This is a genomic window from Amycolatopsis sp. NBC_00355 (genome assembly GCF_036104975.1).
GTDB lineage: Bacteria > Actinomycetota > Actinomycetes > Mycobacteriales > Pseudonocardiaceae > Amycolatopsis.
The window spans coordinates 4,085,418-4,106,793 of record NZ_CP107982.1 but is presented as its reverse complement, the minus strand read 5'-3'; the positions used below and the strand labels follow the sequence as shown (position 1 = coordinate 4,106,793).

At 71.0% G+C, this 21,376-nt stretch carries 25 protein-coding genes and 2 pseudogenes; 14 read left to right on the top strand and 13 right to left on the bottom strand.

What is annotated here, in order from left to right:
- Positions 1 to 52: 52 nt before the first annotated feature.
- The gene (locus tag OHS18_RS18045; protein WP_328451090.1) at positions 53 to 1,018 is read right to left on the bottom strand and encodes a quinone oxidoreductase family protein; all 966 of its coding nucleotides are present in this window, start codon (positions 1,016 to 1,018) and stop codon (positions 53 to 55) included.
- Between the two features lie 59 nt (positions 1,019 to 1,077).
- Between OHS18_RS18045 and OHS18_RS18040 the strand changes: the two genes are divergently transcribed.
- The 4 genes from OHS18_RS18040 to OHS18_RS18025 all read left to right on the top strand — a co-directional run bounded on the left by OHS18_RS18040 (position 1,078) and on the right by OHS18_RS18025 (position 3,024).
- Entirely contained in the window at positions 1,078 to 1,281 is a 204-nt protein-coding gene (locus OHS18_RS18040) for a hypothetical protein (protein ID WP_328451092.1), read from the top strand.
- Positions 1,282 to 1,292: 11 nt separating this feature from the next.
- The gene (locus OHS18_RS18035) at positions 1,293 to 1,760 is read left to right on the top strand and encodes a ribonuclease domain-containing protein (protein ID WP_328451094.1); all 468 of its coding nucleotides are present in this window, start codon (positions 1,293 to 1,295) and stop codon (positions 1,758 to 1,760) included.
- Positions 1,757 to 2,125: a barstar family protein gene (locus OHS18_RS18030; protein WP_328451096.1), complete on the top strand. Its 369-nt coding sequence runs from the start codon at positions 1,757 to 1,759 to the stop codon at positions 2,123 to 2,125. Before OHS18_RS18035 ends, OHS18_RS18030 begins: the two co-directional genes overlap by 4 nt.
- Positions 2,126 to 2,202: 77 nt before the next feature.
- Complete coding sequence (locus OHS18_RS18025; protein ID WP_328617826.1) at positions 2,203 to 3,024, top strand: alpha/beta fold hydrolase; 822 nt, start codon at positions 2,203 to 2,205, stop codon at positions 3,022 to 3,024.
- A 52-nt stretch (positions 3,025 to 3,076) separates the two neighbouring features.
- Here OHS18_RS18025 and OHS18_RS18020 read toward each other — a convergent pair whose 3' ends face one another.
- On the bottom strand, positions 3,077 to 3,850 hold the full coding sequence (locus OHS18_RS18020) for an enoyl-CoA hydratase family protein (RefSeq protein WP_328617825.1): 774 nt from the start codon (positions 3,848 to 3,850) through the stop codon (positions 3,077 to 3,079).
- 101 nt (positions 3,851 to 3,951) lie between these two features.
- Between OHS18_RS18020 and OHS18_RS18015 the strand changes: the two genes are divergently transcribed.
- Entirely contained in the window at positions 3,952 to 4,527 is a 576-nt protein-coding gene (locus OHS18_RS18015) for an ArsR/SmtB family transcription factor (RefSeq protein WP_328617824.1), read from the top strand.
- Between the two features lie 88 nt (positions 4,528 to 4,615).
- Positions 4,616 to 5,896, top strand: a complete 1,281-nt coding sequence (locus OHS18_RS18010) for an alpha/beta hydrolase family protein (RefSeq protein WP_328617823.1) — start codon at positions 4,616 to 4,618, stop codon at positions 5,894 to 5,896.
- Between the two features lie 132 nt (positions 5,897 to 6,028).
- Here OHS18_RS18010 and OHS18_RS18005 read toward each other — a convergent pair.
- The 9 genes and pseudogenes from OHS18_RS18005 to OHS18_RS48570 all read right to left on the bottom strand — a co-directional run.
- Positions 6,029 to 6,352: pseudogene (locus tag OHS18_RS18005) on the bottom strand (DUF3291 domain-containing protein); the annotation flags it as partial.
- Positions 6,353 to 6,515: 163 nt separating this feature from the next.
- Positions 6,516 to 7,145: a cyclase gene (locus OHS18_RS18000; protein WP_328617822.1), complete on the bottom strand. Its 630-nt coding sequence runs from the start codon at positions 7,143 to 7,145 to the stop codon at positions 6,516 to 6,518.
- 193 nt (positions 7,146 to 7,338) lie between these two features.
- A complete protein-coding gene (locus tag OHS18_RS17995) occupies positions 7,339 to 8,082 on the bottom strand; it encodes a sirohydrochlorin chelatase (protein WP_328617821.1) in 744 nt (247 codons plus the stop codon).
- Positions 8,079 to 9,341 carry a sulfate adenylyltransferase subunit 1 gene (locus OHS18_RS17990; RefSeq protein WP_328617820.1) on the bottom strand — a complete coding sequence of 421 codons (1,263 nt, stop codon included), beginning with the start codon at positions 9,339 to 9,341 and terminating at the stop codon, positions 8,079 to 8,081. The genes OHS18_RS17995 and OHS18_RS17990 overlap by 4 nt, the downstream gene beginning before the upstream one ends.
- Complete coding sequence (cysD, locus tag OHS18_RS17985) at positions 9,341 to 10,261, bottom strand: sulfate adenylyltransferase subunit CysD (RefSeq protein ID WP_328451114.1); 921 nt, start codon at positions 10,259 to 10,261, stop codon at positions 9,341 to 9,343. Before cysD ends, OHS18_RS17990 begins: the two co-directional genes overlap by 1 nt.
- A gap of 20 nt (positions 10,262 to 10,281) precedes the next feature.
- The gene (locus OHS18_RS17980) at positions 10,282 to 10,977 is read right to left on the bottom strand and encodes a phosphoadenylyl-sulfate reductase (protein ID WP_328617819.1); all 696 of its coding nucleotides are present in this window, start codon (positions 10,975 to 10,977) and stop codon (positions 10,282 to 10,284) included.
- Positions 10,974 to 11,129 (bottom strand): Insertion element protein, encoded by a 156-nt coding sequence (locus OHS18_RS17975; RefSeq protein ID WP_247055118.1) that lies wholly within the window; start codon positions 11,127 to 11,129, stop codon positions 10,974 to 10,976. The genes OHS18_RS17980 and OHS18_RS17975 overlap by 4 nt, the downstream gene beginning before the upstream one ends.
- Complete coding sequence (locus OHS18_RS17970) at positions 11,126 to 12,820, bottom strand: nitrite/sulfite reductase (protein WP_328617818.1); 1,695 nt, start codon at positions 12,818 to 12,820, stop codon at positions 11,126 to 11,128. Before OHS18_RS17970 ends, OHS18_RS17975 begins: the two co-directional genes overlap by 4 nt.
- Before the next feature lie 102 nt (positions 12,821 to 12,922).
- On the bottom strand, positions 12,923 to 13,009 hold the full coding sequence (locus OHS18_RS48570; RefSeq protein WP_371827718.1) for a putative leader peptide: 87 nt from the start codon (positions 13,007 to 13,009) through the stop codon (positions 12,923 to 12,925).
- Between the two features lie 272 nt (positions 13,010 to 13,281).
- Between OHS18_RS48570 and hemW the strand changes: the two genes are divergently transcribed.
- From hemW to OHS18_RS17950, 4 genes are all read left to right on the top strand, one after another.
- Positions 13,282 to 14,499 (top strand): radical SAM family heme chaperone HemW, encoded by a 1,218-nt coding sequence (gene hemW, locus OHS18_RS17965; RefSeq protein WP_328451122.1) that lies wholly within the window; start codon positions 13,282 to 13,284, stop codon positions 14,497 to 14,499.
- 37 nt (positions 14,500 to 14,536) lie between these two features.
- Positions 14,537 to 14,848, top strand: coding sequence for a hypothetical protein (locus OHS18_RS17960; protein WP_328451124.1), 312 nt, complete (start codon positions 14,537 to 14,539; stop codon positions 14,846 to 14,848).
- Positions 14,848 to 15,549, top strand: a complete 702-nt coding sequence (locus OHS18_RS17955; protein ID WP_328617817.1) for a hypothetical protein — start codon at positions 14,848 to 14,850, stop codon at positions 15,547 to 15,549. Before OHS18_RS17960 ends, OHS18_RS17955 begins: the two co-directional genes overlap by 1 nt.
- A gap of 68 nt (positions 15,550 to 15,617) precedes the next feature.
- Complete coding sequence (locus tag OHS18_RS17950) at positions 15,618 to 16,538, top strand: NADP-dependent oxidoreductase (protein WP_328617816.1); 921 nt, start codon at positions 15,618 to 15,620, stop codon at positions 16,536 to 16,538.
- A 3-nt stretch (positions 16,539 to 16,541) separates the two neighbouring features.
- Here the strand turns inward: OHS18_RS17950 and OHS18_RS17945 are convergent, their stop codons facing one another.
- Positions 16,542 to 17,249 carry a TetR/AcrR family transcriptional regulator gene (locus OHS18_RS17945; RefSeq protein WP_328451130.1) on the bottom strand — a complete coding sequence of 236 codons (708 nt, stop codon included), beginning with the start codon at positions 17,247 to 17,249 and terminating at the stop codon, positions 16,542 to 16,544.
- A gap of 104 nt (positions 17,250 to 17,353) precedes the next feature.
- On the opposite strand from OHS18_RS17945, the gene OHS18_RS17940 reads away from it, so the two are divergent.
- From OHS18_RS17940 to OHS18_RS17925, 4 genes and pseudogenes are all read left to right on the top strand, one after another.
- Positions 17,354 to 17,770 carry an SgcJ/EcaC family oxidoreductase gene (locus OHS18_RS17940; protein WP_328451132.1) on the top strand — a complete coding sequence of 139 codons (417 nt, stop codon included), beginning with the start codon at positions 17,354 to 17,356 and terminating at the stop codon, positions 17,768 to 17,770.
- Complete coding sequence (locus tag OHS18_RS17935) at positions 17,767 to 18,135, top strand: hypothetical protein (RefSeq protein ID WP_328451134.1); 369 nt, start codon at positions 17,767 to 17,769, stop codon at positions 18,133 to 18,135. The genes OHS18_RS17940 and OHS18_RS17935 overlap by 4 nt, the downstream gene beginning before the upstream one ends.
- Before the next feature lie 33 nt (positions 18,136 to 18,168).
- Complete coding sequence (locus OHS18_RS17930) at positions 18,169 to 18,981, top strand: siderophore-interacting protein (RefSeq protein ID WP_328451136.1); 813 nt, start codon at positions 18,169 to 18,171, stop codon at positions 18,979 to 18,981.
- 9 nt (positions 18,982 to 18,990) lie between these two features.
- Positions 18,991 to 20,216: pseudogene (locus OHS18_RS17925) on the top strand (serine hydrolase domain-containing protein).
- Here the strand turns inward: OHS18_RS17925 and OHS18_RS17920 are convergent.
- Complete coding sequence (locus OHS18_RS17920; RefSeq protein ID WP_328617815.1) at positions 20,198 to 21,349, bottom strand: type I restriction endonuclease; 1,152 nt, start codon at positions 21,347 to 21,349, stop codon at positions 20,198 to 20,200. The pseudogene OHS18_RS17925 and the gene OHS18_RS17920 sit on opposite strands and share 19 nt — an antisense overlap.
- Between the last annotated feature and the right edge of the window lie 27 nt (positions 21,350 to 21,376).

Below are 21,376 nucleotides of genomic sequence, written 5' to 3'. Positions count from 1 at the left end.
TACAAGCGGTGACCTGAGCGGGTTCCGGGCGCATCCGCCCAGGTCACGGCGGTCAGCGAGTGAAGACGATCTTCCCGGCGGTGTCTCCGTCGAGCATCGCCTGGAACCCCTTGGCCGCGTCCGCGAACGGAAGTTCCGCGCCGATCTGCGGTCGCACGCCGGTCAGGTCGAGGTACGCGAGCAGATCGGCGAGCTCGTCACGGGTGCCCATGGTCGAGCCGGAGACGCGCAGCTGCAGGAAGAAGACGCGCTGCAGCTCCGCGTTCGCGTCGGGGCCGCTGGTCGAACCGGAGACCACGATGATCCCGCCCGGCTTGAGCGACTTCACCGAGTGCGACCAGGTCGCCTTGCCGACCGTCTCGAACACCGCGTCGACGCGCTCGGGCAGCCGCGCGCCGGACTCGAACGCCTGGTGCGCGCCGAGACTCGTGGCCAGCGCGCGCTTCTCCTCGGTGCGGCCGGTGACCCAGACCCGGAACCCGGCCGCGCGGCCGAGCTGCACCAGAGCCGTCGAGACGCCGCCGGACGCGCCCTGCACCAGCATCGTCTGCCCGGGCCGCAGCCCGGACTTCACGAACAGCATCCGGTAGGCGGTCAGCCAGGCCGTGCCCATGGTGGCGGCTTCGGCGAAGTTCAGGCCGGCCGGCTTCGGGACGACGTTGCGCGCCGGCACGACGACCTGGTCGGCGAAGGTGCCCTGGTGCTTCTCGGTGATGAGCGTGCGCTTCGGGTCGAGGGTGTCGTCACCCTGCCAGCCCGGCGCGTTGATCACCGAGTGGACGACGACCTCGGAGCCGTCGTCGAGGGTGCCGGCGCCGTCGCAGCCGAGGATCATCGGGAACTGGTCCGGCTTGATCCCGACGCCGCGCAGCGTCCAGAGGTCGTGCATGTTGAGGCTGGCCGCCTTGACGTGCACGCGGACCCAGCCGTCGGGCACTTCGGGTTCGGGGCGCTCGCCGACGACGAGCGAGTCCAAGGGGCTTTCGGCGTTGGGTTCCTGCGCGTAGACGGCGAACATGCTTCGGAACCTACCGCCCCTGAAGCGCGACGGCACGAGAGCGCGCGTAGGCTCACACCGTGTTCAACGGGCTTGCCGACTGGTGGGACGGGGTCGAGCTGTGGCTCGCCCAGGCGTGGTTCCCGGTCCAGTTCGTGCTGGTGATGGTGGTGGTCGTGCCGCTGTGCCTGGCCGCCGCCTGGGTCCTCGACAAGGTCGTCGGCCTCTTCGCCAGACGACTCACCCCGGGGCGTGACGACGACCGCTCCGACCGCTCGGCATAGGCTCGCGCACCATGTTCAACCGAAGGCGGATCACCGCCGCGCTGATCGGGCTCCTCGTGCTGGTGCTGGGGGGCTGGCTGGTCAAGGACAACCTCGGCGGCTCGTCGAACCCCTCGACGGCACCGACCACGAGCAGCACCGGTTCCGCCGCGCCCGCCCAGGGTGGCTCGGCGGTGCCGGGCGCCGACTCGGGCCTGCCGGTCAAGGCGTTGTCCACGCTGCCGGCGCAGGCCGCCGACACCTGGAAGCTGATCCGGGCGGGCGGCCCGTACCCCTATCCCCGCAACGACGACGTCGTGTTCGAGAACCGGGAGAAGCGCCTGCCCAGCAAGCAATCCGGCTACTACCGCGAATACACCGTGAAGACGCCGGGCAGCGCCGACCGCGGCGCGCGGCGGCTGATCTCCGGCCGGGCGCACGAGCTGTTCTACACCGGCGACCACTACTCGTCGTTCGTCGTCGTGGACCCGGCCCGATGAGCGCCGGGGAGCAGGCGAAGGCCGCCGCGGAAGACGCCTTCGGGCGCGGCGCGTACCCGCACCTGGTGAACTCGCAGCCGACCGTGGACAAGGCCAGCACGCTGAGCGCGTTCGCCGAAGCACTGTCCTTTCCGGATTACTTCGGCCACAACCTCGACGCGCTCTACGACTGCCTGACCGACCTGTCGTGGCTGCCGCCGGGCGAGCACGTGCTCATCTGGCCGGGCTCGGAAGGCTTGCGCAAGGCCGAACCCAAGACCTACCTGGCCATCCGCAGCGTGCTCTCGGACGCGCAGCGCGCGCTCGGGCCGAGCGGCCCGAGCGCCGGCTCGTGGCGGCTCACGGTCGTGCTACCGGACGCCTGACAGCGCCCGACCGTGCCTGACTGTGCCTGTCAGCGCGGTAACAGCGTCGTACCAGGGCCGGCTGCGAATACTTGCGCGTGACCGAATATCGCTCGATCGACTCGCTCGACGGCACCGCGATCAGCTACGCCCATCGCGGTGCCGGGCCGGGGCTCGTGATCGTCCCCGGCAACAACCGGATGGCGCACAACTACGACCGGCTGGCCGGCGAACTCGCCGATCGGTTCGCCGTCTCGGTGATCGACCGCCGGGGGCGCGGGGCCAGCGGTCCGCAGGGCCCGGACTACACCCTCGAGCGTGAGATCGAGGATCTTCGCGCTGTCCAGCAGGCCGAAGACGCGCACCTCGTCTTCGGCCACAGCTACGGCGGCCTGGTGGCCCTGCAGTCGGCGCGCGCGGACCGGTCCCTCGACCGGCTGGTGGTGTACGAGCCGGCGGTGTCGTTGAACGGCTCGTTCGACCTGTCGTTCCTGCCCGGCTTCGAGCGGCTGCTCGCGGCCGGCCGGCGAACCCGGGCCATGGCCCTGTTCCTGCACCGGACGCGCCTGACTCCGCTGCCCGGCTCGACCCCGAGAGTCGTGTTCCTCGCGCTCGCCGCTCTCCTGGTGGGTGGCAGGAGCGGCGTCGAGATGCGGGATCTCATGCCCACGACGCCACCGGAGCTGACCGAGGTCGCGCGGTACGACTCCGATGGCGCGACGTACGCCGAGGTCATGGCGAGGACACTGCTGCTCGGCGGCACCAGGACCCCGGCCTATCTCCTCGGGGTGCTCGAGCCGCTGAGCCGCGTGATCCCGCGAGCGCGGGTCGAGCTGCTCGACGGGGCGGATCACAACGCCCCCGACGAGAGCGCTCCGCGGGCGGTGGCGGAGCACCTCGGCGCGTTCCTCGCCGGGTGACGGCTCGCGCGGCCGGCGTTCGGTGCGGTGGCCGCACCGAACGCCGCACCGGCTAGTCCTGCGGGACCCAGTTCGGCTTGCGCTTCTGGGCGAAGGCCAGGATGCCCTCCTGGCCTTCCTCGCTCGCGAAGAACTTCGCCGACAGGCCGAGCATGTCCTCGAAACCGTCCGACGGCGTCGCCGGGCGGGGCCGGCTCAGCAGGGCCTTCGTCGCGGCCAGCGCGTTCGGGCCGCCCTGGGCCAGGGCCTTGACGAACCGGGCGACCTCGCCGTCCAGCTCGCCGGCCGGGACGGCGGAGTTGAGCAGGCCGATCTCGACCGCGCGGCGCGCGTCGAACGTGTCCCCGGTAAGGAACAGCTCGTGCGCGGCGCGCGCGTTGAGGCGGGGGAGCACGGTCAGCGAGATGACCGCCGGGACGACGCCGATGCGCACCTCGGAGAAGGCGAACGTCGCCTCCGGCACCGCCACCGCGATGTCGCACGCGGCGACCATGCCGATGCCGCCGGCCCGGGCGGGCCCGGCCAGCCGCGCGACGACCGGCTTCGGGCTGCTCCACAGCTGCTCGAGGATCTTCGGGAACTCGTTGACGCCCTGGTCGCCCGCGCCGGCGCCGCGGGCCTCCTTCAGGTCCATCCCCGCGCAGAACACCGGCCCGGTGTGGGTCAGCACGATCACGCGCACGGCGTCGTCCTCGGCGGCTTTCGCCAGGGAATCCGACAGCTCGCGGCGCAGCTGCGCCGACAGCGCGTTGCGGTTGTGCGGGGAGTCCAAGGTGATCGTGGCGGTGCCGCCCACCACGTCGTAGTGCACCAGTTCGTCAGCCATGACCGACACCTTTACACACCCCGGGCCACGCGGCCGCTGTGACGCCGGGCACTTGCACGAAAATACGTGCACGAAAACTCGTGTAAGGCTACGGTGGCGGTATGCCCGAACCGCGGACCGCCGATCTCAAGGCGTTGAAGGCCCTCGCGAACCCGCTGCGCCAGCGGATCCTCGAACTGCTCACGGCCGGCGGCCCGGCGACGTCGACGACACTCGCCCAGCAGCTCGGCGTCACCAGCGGCGGCACGAGCTACAACCTGCGCGTGCTGGCGGAAAACGGCTTCGTGGCCGAGATCCCGGAGCGGGCGCGCGGCCGGGAACGCTGGTGGCGCGCGGTCGAGCACGACGTCCGCCTGCCGCCGCCCGGCGACCAGGACGACCCGGCGAAGGCCGCGATCGGCGAGCTGCACCGGCTCTGGCTCGCCGGGGACACCGACCTGTACGAACGCTTCGAGCGGGAACGGCCCCAGCTGGGCGAATGGGCCGACGCCGTGCCGTACTCACGCGGCGCCATCCGCGTCAACCTCGAGGAGCTCGCCGACTTCTTCGAGGCCTACCTCGCGCTGCTGCGGCGCTATCAGCGCCCGGACGGCGAAACCCCGCCCGACGCGCGCCGGGTCGAGACGCGGCTGCTCGCGTTCCCCGCGCCGGCCGAGAAGGAGGCCGGCCTGGACTGACCGGGAAAGGCCCTGGGTGCCGAGCGGCCACTCGGCACCCAGGAAACGGAAAACCACTCACGATCTCCCGAAGCAAGGAGAACACTTCATGCTGCCCTGGGGCAAATCGCGGCTCGCTGCCGTGGTCCTTCTGCTGGGCGCGGTCACGCCGGGAACGGCGTCCGCCCAGCCACCGAACGACCTCACCTTCACCGGCGCCGGCGGGATCCCGTTGCACGCCACGGTGTTCCGCCCGGCCGGCCCGCCGAAGTCCGCGATCGTCCTGCAGGGCGGCTCGGACTGGCAGGTGCGCGACGACCTGCGCGTGCAGGTCGAGATGTTCACCCGCCTCGGCGTCACCACCCTGGTCTACGACCGCCGCACGGTCGGGTACTCGAAGACCAGCCGCGACTACGGCGTGCTGGCCGACGACCTCATCGCGGCCGTCGGCGCGCTGCGCACCCAGCCGGGGGTCGACCCGGCGGACGTCGGCGTCTGGGGCGTCAGCGAAGGCGGCTGGGTCGCGCCGCTGGCCGCCACGCGTTCGCCGGCCGTCTCGTACGTGATCACCGAGGGCTCGGCCGGGATGGGCGGCGGCCGCCAGACGTCGTGGTACTGGGGCAATGTGCTGCGCCACCAAGGGATCTCGGGTTCGCTGCTGCGGACGCTGCCGGTGCAGGGCACCCGCTTCGCCGTCGGCGCCGGGCTGTTCCCCGAGGCGTACTACGACCCGGTGCCGGTGCTCGAACGGCTGAAGCAGCCGATGCTGGCGTTGTGGGGCGACTTCGACGTCAGTCACGCGCCGGTGGAGAGTTCGCGGATCTTCGCCGACGCCCTGCGCGCGAACCCGGACCACACCATCCGGTTCGTCGCCGACGGCGGTCCCGACCTCTACGCGACCACCGACGCCGGGTTCGACCGGCTGCCACGCGTCGTGCCGGGTTATCCCGCGGCCGTCGCGGCGTGGCTGGCCGATCGGCGCGGTGTGCACGTCGAGACGCCGTCGTTCACCCAGCGGCCGACCGAGCCGCTCGTGCCGCTGGCGTGGTGGGAATCGGTGTGGGCACAGGGAATCGTGCTGCTCGTGCTGCTCGCCGGGTTCGTGGTCGCGCTGGTCCGCCGGGCTCGCTGGCTGGGCGGTCTCGGCCTGGTGACCGTCGCCGGGTTCCTCGCCCTGCTCGGCTGGGCGCAGGCGTCGGGGATGAAGGACTTCGGGCCGGTGCTGCTCGGCCGCCCGCTGCCGTGGCTGGCCCTGCAGGCCTTGGCCGTCGCGACGGTGGTGGCGTTCGGCTTCACGGTGGCGAAACCGGCCGGCCGCCGGGTGCTCCCGGTGGCCGCCGGTGTCGCTTTCCTGCCGTGGGCCCTCTACTGGGGACTGCTGCTGCCCTGACTCAGGCCGGGCAGAGCCAGTCCGGGTCGCCTTCGCGGACCTCGACGACGGCCGCGTCCGGGGCGGGAAGTGCTGCTTCATCGTGAACGCCTCGGGCGTCGGCCCGTGGACGCGCAGGTGCTTGATCTTCTCTTCGGCGTCGGCGGGTGTCGGCCGGTAGCCGGCCGGCACCCACCACAGCGCGGTCATCACGTCCTTCACCCGGTGGAACCACTCGCGGCGGCGCTTGAGGATCGCCAGGTGACCGGGGGAATACGTGAAGGCGGCCAAGGTCTCCACCGACGTCCAGGCGGACATGTTGATCAGGAGACCGGACGTGCCGCGCACGTCCCATTCGAAGGCGCGGATCGAGATCGCGTTGTCGTCCTCGGTCTGCAGCCGCCAGACGAATCCCGGTGCGGCGTCGGCGAGGGCGTTGACGGGCTCGAGCGCGTCGACGAAATCCTTGTCAAGCAAGCACTGCGGCGCGAAGCGCCTCCGTTGAGGGCGGTGGTGGGGGCAAGGGAGGAGGGTCGTCGATCGGTGCTTTCATGCGGGCGATGTTGACTTCTGCGAGTTCGTACCCATGAGGCCACCCTACGGACGGTTCGCCGTCCGCAGGGTGGCCTTTCACGCGGTGTCAGCCGATGGTCGTCGTCGTGAAGACCGGGCTGGGGTTGGGGAAGCAGGCGGTGGGCGCGGTGATGTCGCCGATGAAGGTGCCAGCCACCGCCTTGAAGGTCAGGCCGGGGTCGCTGTAGCTGGTGCCGGACAGCTTCGTCTCGATGGTGCCGGACGCGCCCGCGGTCAGGTGCGCGGTGATGGTCGGCAGTTCGAAGGTGGCGCCGCCGGCGATCGGGCCGGGGAAGCTCAGGGTCGCGACGCCGCCGGAGACGGCGATCGCCGGTGCGGTGGAACCGAGGCCGGAGCCGCCGGCGAGGTCGGCGCCGACGTAGGTGGAGTTGGCCGGGATCGGGAACTTCAGCGCGAAGGTGTTGATGTTCTTCACGGTGTTCCCGGCGACCTCGCCGGGCACCTCGTTCGGTGCCGGGTCGATGACGACGTCGAAGGCGGCGCCGGGCGCGACGGTGGCGGGCGCGGTGACGTCGGCGTCCTGGTTCAGCGAGACCTGCTGCGGCCCGATGATCGGGGCGTCGGCCTGGCAGTCGAAGGCGATAGTGGTGGCGGCTTGGGCCGGGGCGGCGAGGGCCAGCGGGAGAACCGCGGCCGCGGTCAGAGCAGCCAGCCGGGAAAAGTGAAGCGCTTTCATCTGTATCCACCTACCTGCGGTTTTGGAGGGGAGGAACGAGAGCTGCGCAGCGCTTAGATAGTTACCGGCAAGTTAACTAGCACGTCAAGGATTTACCGTTCCCAGGCACGGTGGGTGACAGAAATGTGAATAAGACTCGCCTTTTGGCGGTGGTGATCTTCGCGGATGATCGTTCCGGCGCACTCAGCGTGGCCTAGACGCGCGCTCCGGCGCGCAGCAGCTCGGTGACGGCGGTGGCGTACCGGCCGATCACGACGTCCGCGACGCGCGGGTCGTCCGCCAGCGGTGCGGCGAGGAACGCGCCCGGGTCCGCCTCCCGGGCCAAACGGGCGATCCGGTCCGGCAGCAGGCCCGGCGCCAGGAACCACGACGCCACGATCAGGTGTTGCACGCCGCGGTCCCGCAGCCGCGCGGCGGCCGCCGGGATGTCCGGCTGGGTCGCGCTCGCGAACGCCTCGCTCACCGGGAGCCCGAGTCGCGACTCCCAGCGCGCGGCCAAACCGCTCACGACCGCGTTCGCCGAGGCGTTGGACGAGCCGACCGCGCTCAGCAGCACACCCGTCCCACGCCGTCGAGGGGCTGCGGAAAGCCGATCGAGGGCGACCGCCTCCAACGCCGGATCCGCGCCGAGGACGTCCGACACCTGGACGCGGAAACCGGGGCACTCGGCGGTCACCGACGACACCAGCACCGGCAGGTCGACGCGGGCGTGGAACGCGCTGCCCAGCAGCAACGGCACCACGACCGCCGTCCGGTGCCCGGCCGCGTACAGCTCCCGCAGGACATCGGTGACCCGTGGCTCCGACAGGTCCAAAAAGGACTCGTGCACCGGCAGCTCCGGCGCCCGCGCGCGCACGACGTCGACCAGAGCCCGCACGGTCGACGCCGAGCGGGAGTCGCGGCTGCCGTGCGCGACGGCGACCAGGGGCGGGGTCACGAGAACCGCTCACCCACCAGACCGGCGGCCAGGGTGTCGCCGTCCTTCGGGTCGATGACCAGGAACGCGCCGGTGCGCGGGCTGACGCCGTAGTCGTCGACGCTCAGCTCCTCGGCCAGCGTCAAGGTGACCAGGCCGATGTCGTTCAGCTCCAGCGAAGCCGGCCCGGCCACGCTGGCCAGCTTCTGCTCGTCGAACCGCGCGTGCAGCTCGCCGACCAGTGCCTGGACCGTGCGCGCGCCGTGCTTGACCAGCACCCGCGCGCCCGGCTTGAGCGGCTTCGACGACAGCCAGCACAGCGTGCCGGTGATCTCGTCGGTCACCTCCGGCGGCGAGTCCGCGGCCGCGATCAGGTCGCCGCGGGAGATGTCGATGTCGTCGGCCAGCAGCAGCGTCACCGATGTCCCGGAGCCGGCCTCGTCGAGCGGGCCGTCGGCGGTGTCGATCCGCTCGACACGGCTGCGGATGCCTTGCGGCAGCACGACGATCTCGTCACCCGGACGCACCGTGCCCGCGGCGATCTGGCCGGCGTACCCGCGGTAGTCCGGGTACTCGGGCGTGCGCGGGCGGATGACGTACTGCACCGGGAACCGCAGCGCCGAGTCGTGCGGGTCGGGCGCGACCGGCACCTCTTCCAGGTGCTCCAGCAGGCTCGGGCCGGAGTACCACGGCGTCCGGTCCGAGCGCGACGCGACGTTGTCGCCCTCCAGCGCCGACACCGGGATCGCGAGCACCGAACCGCGCTCGTAGCCGAGTGACTCCGCGTGCGTGGCGAACTCCTCGGCGATCACCGTGAACACGGCTTCGTCGTAGCCGACGAGGTCGATCTTGTTCACCGCGAGCACCAGCTGCGGCACGCCGAGCAGCGCCAGCACGGCCGCGTGCCGCCGGGTCTGCTCGATGACCCCCTTGCGCGCGTCGACCAGCAGCACGGCCAGCTGCGCGGTGGACGCGCCGGTGACGGTGTTGCGCGTGTACTGCACGTGCCCCGGCGTGTCGGCCAGCACGAACGACCGCTTGGGCGTCGCGAAGTAGCGGTAGGCGACGTCGATGGTGATGCCCTGCTCGCGTTCCGAGCGCAGGCCGTCGACGAGCAGGGACAGGTCCGGTGTGGACAGTCCCTTGTCGACGGACGCGCGCGTGACGGCGTCCAGCTGGTCGGCCAGCACGGACTTCGTGTCGTAGAGCAGGCGCCCGACGAGCGTGGACTTGCCGTCGTCGACGCTGCCCGCCGTCGCGAGCCGCAATAGGCTGGACATCAGAAGTACCCCTCACGCTTGCGGTCTTCCATGGCCGCCTCGGACATCCGGTCGTCGGCGCGGGTGGCGCCGCGCTCGGTGAGCCGCGAGGCGGACACCTCGGCGATGACCTCGTCGACGGTGCTCGCGGTGGACTCGATCGCGCCGGTGCACGAGCCGTCGCCGACGGTCCGGTAGCGCACGGTCCGCTCGGTGACCTCTTCGCCCGGCCGCGGGCCGCCCCACGGGCCTTCGGCCAGCCACATGCCGTCGCGCAGGTACACCTCGCGCTGGTGCGCGTAGTAGATCGACGGCAGCTCGACCTTCTCGCGGGCGATGTAGTTCCAGACGTCCGCCTCGGTCCAGTTGGACAGCGGGAAGACGCGGACCTGCTCACCCGGGCGGTGCCGGCCGTTGTACAGGTTCCACAGCTCGGGCCGCTGGCGGCGCGGCTCCCACTGGCCGAAGGCGTTGCGGAGACTGAAGATCCGCTCCTTGGCCCGGGCGCGCTCCTCGTCCCGGCGGCCGCCGCCGAACACGGCGTCGAACTTGTTCTCCGAGATCGTGTCGAGCAACGGCGTGGTCTGCAACGGGTTCCGCATGCCGTCGGCGCGTTCTTCCAGGCGCCCGTCGTCGATCCAGTCCTGGACCTTCGCGACGACCAGGCGCAGCCCGTGCTGCTCGACGACGCGGTCGCGGAACTCGATGACCTCGTCGAAGTTGTGGCCGGTGTCGACGTGCAGCAGCGGGAACGGCACCGGCGCCGGCCAGAACGCCTTGATCGCCAGGTGCAGCAGCAGCGTCGAGTCCTTGCCGCCGGAGAACAGGATCACCGGGCGGTCGAACTCGCCGGCCACCTCCCGGAAGATGTGGATCGCTTCGGATTCCAGGGCGGCCAGGTTGTCCTGTGCTGCGTCGGCCGCGGGTTCCAGTGTCGTCATGCGTCCCTCGGTGGTTGACATCAGCCGTGCAGTCCGCACTCGGTCTTGCTCTGCCCCGCCCAGCGACCGCTGCGGGCGTCCTGGCCCGGCTCGACCCTGGCCGTGCAGGGCGCGCAGCCGATCGAGAGGTAACCGATCGACACCAGCGGGTTCTCGAGGATCCCGTGCTCGGCGATGTAGCCGTTGAACTCGTCGTCGGTCCACGCCGCGATCGGGTTGATCTTCACCAGGCCGTTGCGGTCGTCCCAGGTGACGATCGGGGTGTTCGCGCGGGTCGGCGCGTCGACCCGCCGGACGCCGGTGATCCACGCCGAGTACCGGCCCAGGGTCTTGCGCAGCGGCACGACCTTGCGCAGGTTGCAGCACAGCGTCGGGTCCCGGTCGTGCAGCTTCTCGCCGTATTCGGCGTCCTGCTCGGCGACGCTCTGCTCGGCCTGCGCGTTGACGATGCGCACGTTCGGGTAGACGGCCTGCACCGCGTCGCGCGTGCCGATCGTCTCGGCGAAGTGGTACCCGGTCTCCAGGAACAGAACGTCCACATCGGACTTCGCCTTGGTGGCGAGGTCGATCAGCACGGCGTCCTGCATGTTGGACGCGACGATGAAGTCGTCGCCGAACGTCTCGACGGTCCAGCGGATCGCCTCGTCCGCGGTCGCGTCCGCGAGCTCCTTCGAAGCGCGTTCGGCGAGGGTCTTGTAGTCGGCTGTGGCGGTCATCGGGACACCTCCGGAAGGGACAGTCCGAGGAACTTCACCGAGAAAACCCGGCGACAGGCGGAACACAGCCAGCCGCCGTTCTCTTCCGGGCGCAGGTCCTCGTCGCCGCAGTACGGGCAGTAGTACGGCGCCGCTCGTTCAGTGGAAGTCACTGCAGGACGCTCTCTTCGGCACGCGCGGCCCACTGCGGGAACCGCTCGCCGGGCTCACGTCCGGCGATGTAGGCGCGCACGACGCGTTCGACGTACGCGGTCAGCTCCGACGCGGTCACCTTGTGGCCGCGCAGCTTCCGCCCGAACCCGGCGTCGAGGCCGAGGCCGCCGCCGAGGTGCACCTGGAAGCCCTCGACCTGGTTGCCGTCGGCGTCGGTGACGATCTGGCCCTTGAGGCCGATGTCCGCGGTCTGGATCCGCGCGCAGGAGTTGGGGCAGCCGTTGAGGTGCACGCTGACCGGGGTGTCCAGCTGGGCCTGGATGTCGGCGAGCGACTTCTCCAGGTCGGCGACCAGCTGCTGCGCCCGGGCCTTCGTCTCGACGATGGCGAGCTTGCAGAACTCGAGCCCGGTGCAGGCCATCACCCCGCGCCGCCACGGCGACGGGTTGCTGTCGAGGCCCAGCTCGGCCAGCTCCGCCTGCAGCGCGGGCACCTGCGCCTCGGGGACGTCGAGCACGACGAGCTTCTGCTGCGGGGTCAGGCGCACCCGGTGCGACCCGGCCCGCTCGGCCGCCTCGGCGACGGCGACGAGCGTGCCGCCGGAGACGCGTCCGGCGATCGGCGCCGCGCCGACGTAGAACTTGCCGTCGACCTGCGGGTGCACGCCGACGTGGTCGATCGGGGCGGCGGGGGTCTCCGGCGCCGGGCCGTCGATCAGCTCGCGCTTGAGGTACTCCTCCTGCAGCACCTGGCGGAACTTCTCGGCGCCCCAGTCCTTGACCAGGAACTTGATCCGGGCGCGGGCCCGCAGCCGCCGGTAGCCGTAGTCGCGGAAGATCGAGATGACGCCTTCCCAGACGTCCGGGACCTCGTCGCGCGGGATCCAGGCACCCAGGCGCCGGCCGATCATCGGGTTGGTGGACAGGCCGCCGCCGACCCAGAGGTCGAAGCCGGGGCCGTGCTCGGGGTGGTTGACGCCGACGAACGCGATGTCGTGGATCTCGTGCGCGACGTCGGACTGGCCGGAGATGGCGGTCTTGAACTTGCGCGGCAGGTTGGAGTACGCCGGGTCGCCGATGTAGCGGCGCTTGATCTCGTCGATCGCCGGCGTGCCGTCGATCACCTCGTCGGCGGCGATGCCCGCGACCGGCGAGCCGAGGATGACGCGCGGGCTGTCGCCGCAGGCCTCCATCGTGGTCATGCCGGACTTCTCGAGCTTGTCCCAGATCGTCGGGACGTCCTCGATCCGGATCCAGTGGTACTGGATGTTCTGCCGGTCGGTGATGTCGGCGGTGTCGCGCGCGTGGGTCTGGGAGATCTCGCCGAGCACGGTGAGCTGCTCGGTGGTCAGCGCGCCGCCGTCGAGCCGGACGCGCAGCATGAAGTAGCGGTCGTCCAGCTCTTCCGGCTCCAGCGTCGCGGTGCGGCCGCCGTCGATGCCGGGCTTGCGCTGGGTGTAGAGGCCGAACCAGCGGAACCGGCCGCGCAGGTCGCCGGGGTCGATGGCGTCGAACCCGCGGTGCGCGTAGATGTTCTCGATCCGCGCCCGCACGTTCAGCGGGTTGTCGTCCTTCTTGGACCGCTCGTTCGGGTTCAGCGGCTCCCGGTAACCGAGTGCCCACTGCCCTTCGCCGCGCTTCTGCTTGGCGCGCGCGGGGCGGGCGGGGTTATCACGCGTGGGCGAGGCCATGGGGGCGTCCTCCGAGAGGCTTTTCGTGGCACCGGAGGACGCGAAGACACATTCCCTCCGACGCCGCTGTCCAGGTTCGTGGCAGGTGGTGGTGATCGGGCGTCAGCGAACGGGCACGCAGAGGGCACTGGCGACCCGCAGGAGGTCGACGTGGCGGCGCGCCACGAGGAGAACACCGGCAGAAGTCACCCGCTCAGCGTGCCACGCGTCCACAATGTGGTCCAGGCCCGTCCGGATCGTGGGAGAAGGGTCACTAACCAGGGAGAATGCGCCGCCCGGCGGCCCTGCGACCTGCGCATCGGCCGCCGCGGCCGGTGTCAACCGCCCGACGGCCGGGCCGGGTGGGGGCCGGACAGCGCAGCCGCTCCCATCTCGCCCCCGGCCCGGCGGCCCGGTGAACGGCGTTGACCCGAACGGGCCCTCGGCGGGGGTCCGGCCGTGGCGGGGTGGAGAATCGGAGGGTGCCCGACCTGCGTCCCGACCCCGCCACACCGATCGACCCGGCCTTGCCGGAAAGCGCGCTGAAGGGTCTCGGCAGCAGAGCGTTCGGCGTCTACGTGCACGTCCCCTTCTGCGCGACCCGCTGCGGCTACTGCGACTTCAACACCTACACCGCGGGCGAACTGGACTCCGGCTCGTCGCCGCAGTCGTGGCTGGAAGGGCTGCGCCGGGAGCTGGAGCTGGCCGCGAAGGTGCTGGTCGTGCCGCCCGCCGCGGAGACGGTCTTCGTCGGGGGCGGAACGCCGTCCCTGCTCGGCGCCGACGGGCTCCGGTCGGTGCTCGACGCCGTCCGCGACGTCTTCGGCCTCGCGCCCGGCGCCGAGGTCACCACCGAGTCGAACCCGGAGTCGACGTCGCCGGAGTTCTTCGCGGGCATCCGGGAGGCGGGCTACACGCGGGTGTCGCTGGGCATGCAGTCCGCGGCGCAGCACGTGCTCAAGATCCTCGACCGCGTGCACACGCCCGGCCGGCCGGGGAAGGCCGCCGCCGAAGCGCGCGCGGCCGGGTTCGAGCACGTGAACCTGGACGTGATCTACGGCACGCCCGGCGAGCGTCGCGAAGACCTGCAGGCGACCTTGGAGGCCGTGCTGGCCGCCGGGGTCGACCACGTTTCGGCGTACGCGCTGATCGTCGAGGAGGGCACCGCGCTGGCCCGCCGGGTGCGCCGCGGCGAGCTGCCAGCGCCGGACGACGACGTGCTGGCCGCGGACTACGAGATGATCGACGCGACCCTGTCGGCGGCCGGCCTGCGCTGGTACGAGGTGTCGAACTGGGCGGCGACCGACGCCGCCCGCTGCCGCCACAACCTCGCCTACTGGCGCGGCGACGACTGGTGGGGCGCCGGCCCGGGCGCGCACAGCCACGTCGGCGGGGTGCGCTGGTGGAACGTCAAGCACCCGGCGCGCTACGCCGCCCTGCTCGCCGACGGCGACTCGCCCGCGGGCGGCCGCGAGGTGCTCACCGACGACGACCAGCACCTCGAGCGGATCATGCTCGAACTGCGCGTCGCCGAAGGACTGCCGCTGGACGTCCTGGACGAGCCGGGCCTGGCGGAAGCCCGCGCGGCGGCGGCGGAGGGCCTGCTCGATCCGTCCGCATTGGACTCCCGCGGCCGCGCGGTCCTGACCGATCGCGGCCGCCTGCTGGCCGACGGCGTGGTCCGCCGGCTCGCGGGCTGAGCCGGTGGCGTTGCTCGGCCGGTGGCGGATCGTGGAAATGAGCGCCTGGGACCGCGACGCGGTCGACCTGGCCGGTCCGGGTTTCATCGAATTCGCCGAGGACGGGACCGGACAGCTCGGGTTCGTCGCCGTCGAGGGCAACCTGGACTGCCGTCCGGCCGACCGGGATGGCCGGCCGGGTCTCGAATTCACCTGGGAAGGCGTCGACGAGGGCGACCAGGTCAGTGGACGCGGGTGGGCGGTCCTGGCCGACGACGAGACGATCGAGGGGTGGCTGTTCATCCACCTGGGCGACGAGTCGGATTTCCGGGCGCGGCCGTTCACCGTCACGGAGGAAACGGACAGGTAGTGAGCGAGTACCAGTACTACGAGTTCCTGGCGATCGACCGCCCGCTGAGCCGCGCGGAACAGGCTGAGGTCCGGTCGCTGTCCACGCGGGCGACGATCACCGCCACCCGCTTCGCCAACGAGTACCACTGGGGAGATTTCAAGGGCGATCCGCGCCTCTTGGTCGAGCGCTACTACGACGCGCACCTGTACCTGGCCGACTGGGGTACCCGCCGCGTGATGCTCCGCCTGCCGGGCGACCTGCTCGATCCCGGCGTCGTCGAGGATCACCACGCGGATGGCTATCTCGACATCGCGTGTGCGGGCGAGTTCGTCGTGGTCGACTTCATCAGCGAGGACGACACCGGCGACACCGATGACATCGACTACGACCCCGAGACCTTGCTGCCGGAGATCGCCGGAGTCCGCGCCGAGCTCGCTGGCGGAGATCTCCGCCCGCTCTACCTCGCCTGGCTGGCCGCCTACGGCAACTGGGAACGCGACGAAGAAGCCTTCGACCGGGCCGCCGACGGCGATCTCGAACCCCCGGTTCCGCCCGGGCTCGGCTCGCTGACCGCGGCGCAGCGGGCTTTGGCCGACTTCCTCCGCCTCGACGACGACCTGCTCGCGATCGCCGCTCCGGCCTCGGCCGACAGCGCCCCGGCCCGCCGGACCGTGGGCGAACTGCTCGACGGCGCGGCCCGCCTGCGAACCGGCCGCTGATCTTCCCGGGCATAAATCTCCGGCCCACGTTGTTACTTGCATCAAGCAACAACGTTGGAGGAGGGCCCATGGCGCGCGCGATCAGGTTCGGCGAGTACGGCGATGTGGACGTCCTGCGGGTGGAAGACGTTCCGCGCCCGGTGCCCGGACCGGGCCAGGTGCTCGTCGAGGTCCGCGCGGCCGGGATCAACCCCGGAGAGATCTCGATCAGACGCGGCCTGCTGCACGACCGCTGGCCGGCGACCTTCCCGGCGGGCCAGGGCAGCGACTTCGCCGGCGTGGTCGCCGAACTCGGTGAGGGCGTCGAGGAGATCGAGGTCGGCGACGAGGTCATCGGTTTCGTCCACGACCGGTCCAGCCAGGCGGAGTTCGTCGTGGCGCCGGCGGAGAACCTGACGCCGCGCCCCGACGGCGTTTCGTGGGAGGCGGCCGGTTCGCTGTACGTCGCCGGCGCCACCGCGTACGCCGCGGTGCGCGCGGTCTACCCGCGCGAAGGCGAGACGGTTGTCGTCTCGGGGGCCGCGGGCGGCGTCGGCTCACTGGCCGTCCAGCTGGCGAAGCTGTCCGGTGCCACCGTGATCGGCCTCGCGAGCGAAGCGAACCACGCGTGGCTGCGCGAGCTCGACGTCGTGCCGGTCGAGTACGGCGAGGGCGTCGAGGAGCGGATCGAGAAGGCCGCGCCGGACGGCGTTCACGCGTTCATCGACACCTACGGCGACGGTTACGTCGACCTGGCCCTGCGGCTCGGCGTGTACGCGGGCCGGATCGACACGATCATCGACTTCGCCGCGGCGGAGAAGTACAACGTCAAGGCCGAGGGCAGCATGGCCGCGTCGACGTCGGACGTCCTGCGCGAGCTGGCGACGCTGATCGCCAAGGGCCTGCTGGAGGTGCCCATCGCGAGCGTCTACCCGCTCGCCGAGGTGCAGGACGCCTACCTCGAGCTGGAGCAGCGCCACACGCGCGGCAAGATCGTCCTGGTCCCCTGACGCTCACGTGTTCCTGGCCGCGACCACCTTCAGGCCGGCCAGGAACACGTCGAGCGCGAAGTCCAGCCGCTCGGCGGCGGTCTCGGCGCTGAAGAACTCGCCCATCCGCAGCATGTTCGGGAACGCGTCGGCCGGCAGCGATTGCATGTAAGCCAGCATCTGCTTCCCGCGCTCGGAGACGTCGTCGGCGTCGATCTCCCCCCACGTCCAGCCGCTCGCCTCGTACGCATATGCCTTGGCGTAGAGCGAAAGCGCGTCCCCGGCGAACGTCGCCTGCTTGAGATCGAGACCGCCCGCGCGCAGCAGCGCGAGCATCGCCTCGCCCTGGTGCAGTGCGCTGGGGTTGACCGGCACGGCGATGTTCCAGGCCACCCGCGCGATGCCCGGGTGCGCGACCATCGCGTGGATCTGCGCCCGCACCAGGTCCTTCACCTGCTCGTCCCAGCGCGCCGGGTCGGGTGCCGGCAGCGGCAGGTCGCCCAGGACGGCGTCGAGCATCAGCTCCGCCAGCTCGTCCTTGTTCGACACGTGCGCGTAGAGCGACGCGGGTCCCGTCTCCAGCTCCTGCGCGACCCGGCGCATCGTCACCGCGTCGAAGCCCTCCTCCGCCAGGATCTCGAGCGCCGTCTTGACGACGAGCTCCTGCGAGAGCGCGGGTTTCGCGGCGCGGCGGCGCGGGGCGCGGCGCCACGGCGGCGGGGGAACGGTCAACGAGCACCTCCGGGGTTCTGTTCACGAACACTGTACTTGACGCGAACGGCGTTCGTATGTAGAACGGTGTTCGTAAGACGAACAGCGTTCGCAAAGGGGATCTCATGACCACGACCACCGCCGAAGCCGACGTCCGCGCCGTGCTCGACCGGCTCACGCAGGCCTGGAACGACGGCGACGCCGCCGCGTACGGCCGGCTCTTCACCGAAGACGCGGACTACATCACGTTCTTCGGGCTGAACATGCCTGGTCGCGCCGCGATCGAGAGCGGGCATCGCGCGCTCTTCGAAGGGCCGTTGAAGGGCTCGAAGCTGACCGGGAACCTCGGCGCCGAGACCAAGGTGCGGTTCGTCCGCCCGGACGTCGCCATCGCCGTGGTCGGCGGTGGCTCCTCGCTCGGTGGTGGCGACACCACCGACGCGGGCCGTGCGTCCACCGTCGGTTTCGCGCTGGTCCAGGAGGACGGCGAGTGGTTGGTCACGGCGTTCCAGAACACCCGCGTCTCGGATCCGCGCGGGTGAAAACGCTTGCGGAGGCTTCGGGGGTCGTCGCGCGACCCCCGGCGGAGGTGTTCGAGCAGGTGCTGCGCCGGGTGACCGGCGGCGGCTACCCGATGCGGACGGAGGTCGATCGCGACCGGGGGTTCCTCGCGGTCCAGGGTGGCTGGTGGTACCGCGGCGAGTACCGCGTCACGGCCGATCCGGCCGGCGCCCGCGTCGAGCACCGGGTGGTCGACGCGGCGACCCGGGGACGCTGGGGCGTGCCGCTCGCCAACCGGTTCTTCCTCGGGTTCCGGGCGCGCACGGCGGTCGCGTTCGCCCGGATGCTGGAAGAACTCGACCCGCCGGATGGCCCGGAGGCGCGTCTGGCGAGTAGGGTGAGTTAGGTAAGCCTTAGTACCTGAACGAGGAGATGGCCGATGGCCGAAGCACCCCGGCGGTCCGGACGGCCCGCGGTGAAGCTGCGCGTGCTGCGCACCGAGCGCCTCACCCCGCACATGATCCGGATCGTCGCGGGCGGTGAGGGCATCGCGGACTTCACGCCCAACGCCTGCACCGACGCCTACGTCAAGGTGCTCTTCAAGGTCCCCGGCGTCGAGTACCCGGAGCCGTTCGACGTCCAGGAGATCCGGGCCACCCTCCCGCGCGAGCAGTGGCCGCGGATGCGGTCCTACACGGTGCGGGCGTTCGACCCGCAGGCCGGCGAGCTGGTCTTGGACTTCGTCCACCACGGGGACGAAGGCATCGCCGGCCCGTGGGCGGCCGCGGCGAAGCCGGGTGACGAGCTGCTGCTGTCCGGCCCGGGTGGCGGGTACGCGCCGGGCGCCGACGCCGGCTGGCACCTGCTGGCCGGCGACGAGAGCGCGTTGCCGGCCATCGCGGCGTCGCTCGAGGCGCTCCCGGCCGGCGTCTCGGCGCACGCCGTGATCCTGGTCGAGGACGAGAGCGAAGAGCAGGCGCTGGTCACGAAGGCGGACGCGCAGATCACCTGGCTGCACCGCGCGTCGGGCGGCGACGTCGCCGCGGCGGTGCGGGCCCTGCCGTGGCGCGAGGGCGTCGTGCAGGCGTTCGTGCACGGCGAGGCGGGCTTCGTCCGCGAGCTGCGCCGCTACCTGCTCGACGAGCGGGGCGTGCGGCGCGAGCTGCTGTCGATCTCCGGTTACTGGCGCGTCGGCAAGAACGACGAAGCCTGGCGCGAAGAGAAAGCGGCCGAGCGCGCGCGGGAGAAGTAACCTCGCTGCATGGGTGAGCTGAAGGTAGACGTCGACCCGGCCGAGGCCGGGTTCGACGCGGCGCGGCTGAAGCGGATCGACGACCACTTCGCCCGGTATGTCGACAATGGACGGTTGCCCGGCTGGCTCGCGGTGGTGAGCAGGCACGGCAAGATCGTGCACGTCGGCAGCGGCGGCCATCGCGACGTCGAGGCCGGGCTGCCGGTCGAGCCGGACACGCTGTGGCGGATCTTCTCGATGACCAAGCCGATCACGTCGGTCGCCGCGATGATCCTCGCCGAAGAGGGCCTGCTGGAGCTGGACGACCCGATCTCGCAGTGGCTGCCGGAGTTCGCGTCGCCGCGGGTGTACGTCAAGGGGTCGGCGCTCAAGCCGCTGACCGAACCCGCGACCGGCCCGATCCGGGTGTGGCACCTGCTGACGCACACGGCGGGCCTGACGTACGGCTTCCACCACGGCCACCCGGTGGACGCGATCTACCGGTCGGCGGGCTTCGAGTGGGGCACCCCGCCGGGCCTGGACCTGGCCGCGTGTTCCGAGCAGTGGGCGAAGCTGCCGCTGCTGTTCCAGCCGGGCGCGGAGTGGAACTACTCGATCGCGACGGACGTCCTCGGCCGCGTCGTCGAGGTGGTGTCGGGGCAGTCGCTGGACGAGTTCTTCGCCTCCCGCATCTTCGGCCCGCTGGGCATGACGGACACGGGCTTCTTCACCACCGACACCGACCGCCTGGCGGCGATGTACCTGCCGGACCCCTCCGGCGGCATCGCCCGCAACGACGCGTTCGGGGCGCTGGGCACGACCCGCCCGTCATGCCTCTCGGGCGGCGGCGGGTTGGTGTCGTCGGCTTCGGACTACCGGCGTTTCTCGGAGATGTTGCTGCGCGGGGAGTTCTCGACGACGTCCGGCTGCTGTCGCCGCGCACGGTGTCGCTGATGGCGAGCAACCACTTGCCGGGCCACGTGGACCTGGAGGCGTACGGGCGCCCGTTGTTCGCGGAGATGCCCTTCGACGGGCACGGTTTCGGCCTGGGATTCTCAGTACTGGAGGACCCGGTGAAGGCGCGGACACTGTCGTCGGCCGGAGAGTTCGCCTGGGGCGGCGCGGCGAGCACGGCGTTCTGGGTGGACCCGGCGGAGGACATCACGGTGGGCTTCTACACACAGCTGCTGCCGTCGAGCACCTACCGGCTGCGCCCCCAGCTGCGGCAGCTGGTCTATCAAGCACTCGTGGACTGAGGTTCTTCGACGACGTCGGCGGCGATCGGGGGTGCGGCCATGTATCGCGCCACCGTGCGCCGCAGGTGGTCGGCGTGGGTGTAGATCTCCTCCACGCTCGTGATGGGGATGCGGGTCTCGGCCTTGTTCTCGTCGAAGACGCCGAGGTACTTCTTCGAGCGGTTGAACCACAGCCGGGCGATGGGCTTGCGGTTGTTGTCGTCGAGCAGCACGCCGAAGTAGGTTTTGGTATCGCGGGCGGCGATCCTCGCGGCCGGTACCTCGCCGCAGACGATGGCGCGGACCACCCGGTAGCCCTCCAGCTCTTCCTCGGTGGTGACGAGTTCGTCTTCGCGCTCGGGGCTCTCGGCGACCGGCGGCTCGGCCTGCGACGCGGTGCCGGTCCCGGCTCCGGTCGAGACACTGACGTAGGCGTCAGGCCCGCCGAGGGCGTTCTTCAGCCGGTCGTTGACCTGCTCGTTCAGGAACTGGCGGGTCGCCTTGCTCACCAGCGGGCCGAACTGCTCGCGTACGCGCTGGGTGAACGCCCCTTCGTAGACCCGCGTCGTCAGGAACTTCACCCACTCGTCCTCCGGCTCCTTGAACTGAGCCGCGAGGATGCGCTTGAGCTGCCCGATGTACTTCAGCTCGCCGGCGGCGCTGATGACCGAGTCGAGGTCGAAGTCCTCCTTCGTGAGCTTCGCCAGTTCGGGCAGCAAGGTCTCGTCGATGTCCGCGAAGTCCATCACCAGGAACGGCTTGGCGTCCATCCGGTTCGGCGCGTCGAGGTCGGTGTAGAACTGGTAGACCTGCCCGTTGGTCAGCACGGCGATCCGCGCGTTCGTGACGGCGAAGTAGCGGAAGAGCTGCGACGCGTGCTCGATCTTGAGCGGGTCGTTGATCTTCTTCGCCTCGACGAGGACCTGCACCTGCCCGTTGTGCACGATGGCGTAGTCGATCTTCTCGCCCCGCTTGGTGCCCACGTCGGCGGTGAACTCGGGGATCACCTCGGCCGGGTTGAACACGTCGTAACCGAGCACGGTGCTGATGAACGGCATCACGAAGGCGTTCTTGGTCGCCTCTTCGGTCTCGATGCCGTCCTTGTGCTTGCGGATCTTCAGGGCGAGTGCTTGCGCGCGCTCCGCGATGTCCATGCCGGTGCCGATCTCTGCGGGAACTGA

Bases quoted from the DNA above. Each gene is read 5' to 3' on its own strand.
- OHS18_RS18045 (WP_328451090.1), bottom strand. From the start codon at position 1,018: ATGTTCGCCGTCTACGCGCAGGAACCCAACGCCGAAAGCCCCTTGGAC.
- OHS18_RS18035 (WP_328451094.1), top strand. From the start codon at position 1,293: ATGTTCAACCGAAGGCGGATCACCGCCGCGCTGATCGGGCTCCTCGTG.
- OHS18_RS18030 (WP_328451096.1), top strand. From the start codon at position 1,757: ATGAGCGCCGGGGAGCAGGCGAAGGCCGCCGCGGAAGACGCCTTCGGG.
- OHS18_RS18020 (WP_328617825.1), bottom strand. From the start codon at position 3,850: ATGGCTGACGAACTGGTGCACTACGACGTGGTGGGCGGCACCGCCACG.
- OHS18_RS18015 (WP_328617824.1), top strand. From the start codon at position 3,952: ATGCCCGAACCGCGGACCGCCGATCTCAAGGCGTTGAAGGCCCTCGCG.
- OHS18_RS18010 (WP_328617823.1), top strand. From the start codon at position 4,616: ATGCTGCCCTGGGGCAAATCGCGGCTCGCTGCCGTGGTCCTTCTGCTG.
- OHS18_RS18000 (WP_328617822.1), bottom strand. From the start codon at position 7,145: ATGAAAGCGCTTCACTTTTCCCGGCTGGCTGCTCTGACCGCGGCCGCG.
- OHS18_RS17990 (WP_328617820.1), bottom strand. From the start codon at position 9,341: ATGTCCAGCCTATTGCGGCTCGCGACGGCGGGCAGCGTCGACGACGGC.
- cysD (WP_328451114.1), bottom strand. From the start codon at position 10,261: ATGACGACACTGGAACCCGCGGCCGACGCAGCACAGGACAACCTGGCC.
- OHS18_RS17980 (WP_328617819.1), bottom strand. From the start codon at position 10,977: ATGACCGCCACAGCCGACTACAAGACCCTCGCCGAACGCGCTTCGAAG.
- OHS18_RS17970 (WP_328617818.1), bottom strand. From the start codon at position 12,820: ATGGCCTCGCCCACGCGTGATAACCCCGCCCGCCCCGCGCGCGCCAAG.
- OHS18_RS17960 (WP_328451124.1), top strand. From the start codon at position 14,537: ATGAGCGCCTGGGACCGCGACGCGGTCGACCTGGCCGGTCCGGGTTTC.
- OHS18_RS17950 (WP_328617816.1), top strand. From the start codon at position 15,618: ATGGCGCGCGCGATCAGGTTCGGCGAGTACGGCGATGTGGACGTCCTG.
- OHS18_RS17940 (WP_328451132.1), top strand. From the start codon at position 17,354: ATGACCACGACCACCGCCGAAGCCGACGTCCGCGCCGTGCTCGACCGG.
- OHS18_RS17930 (WP_328451136.1), top strand. From the start codon at position 18,169: ATGGCCGAAGCACCCCGGCGGTCCGGACGGCCCGCGGTGAAGCTGCGC.
- OHS18_RS17920 (WP_328617815.1), bottom strand. From the start codon at position 21,349: ATGGACATCGCGGAGCGCGCGCAAGCACTCGCCCTGAAGATCCGCAAG.